Origin of the sequence: Streptomyces sp. SID13726, from assembly GCF_010548375.1 — a bacterium.
In the GTDB taxonomy this organism is placed as follows: Bacteria; Actinomycetota; Actinomycetes; order Streptomycetales; family Streptomycetaceae; genus Streptomyces.
In genome coordinates, this window is record NZ_JAAGLY010000529.1 from 1 (window position 1) to 425 (window position 425).

Annotated in this window: 1 protein-coding gene; it reads left to right on the top strand. The window is 69.6% G+C overall.

The features are described 5' to 3' along the window. A partial coding sequence (locus G3I78_RS48950; protein WP_164437126.1) for an ABC transporter permease occupies positions 1 to 425 on the top strand: 425 nt, incomplete at both ends.

Genomic DNA, 425 nt, shown 5'->3' on the forward strand with positions numbered 1-425 from the left:
CCGCCGCCCTGCCGTGGACGCTCGGGCTCGTCGGCATCGCGACGATCCTCAGCTTCTTCCTCGGCAGCGGCCTCGGCGCGATCATCGGCTGGCGCCGCGGGAGCAAGGCCGACGCGATCGGGCCCATCTCGACGTTGTTCTCGACCGTCCCGTACTTCTGGATGGGCCTCATCGCGATCGCGGTCTTCTCGAGCATGCTCGGCTGGTTCCCGGCGTCCCACGCGTACAGCAAGGGCGCGTCGCCCGAGTGGTCGTGGGAGTTCGTCTGGGACGTGGTCCAGCACGGCACGCTGCCCGCCCTGACCATCGTCGTCGCGTCGCTCGGCGGCTGGGTGCTCGGGATGCGGAACATGATGATCACCGTCCTCGACGAGGACTACGTGACGGTGGCCCAGGCCAAGGGCCTCCCGCCCCGCAAGGTGCTC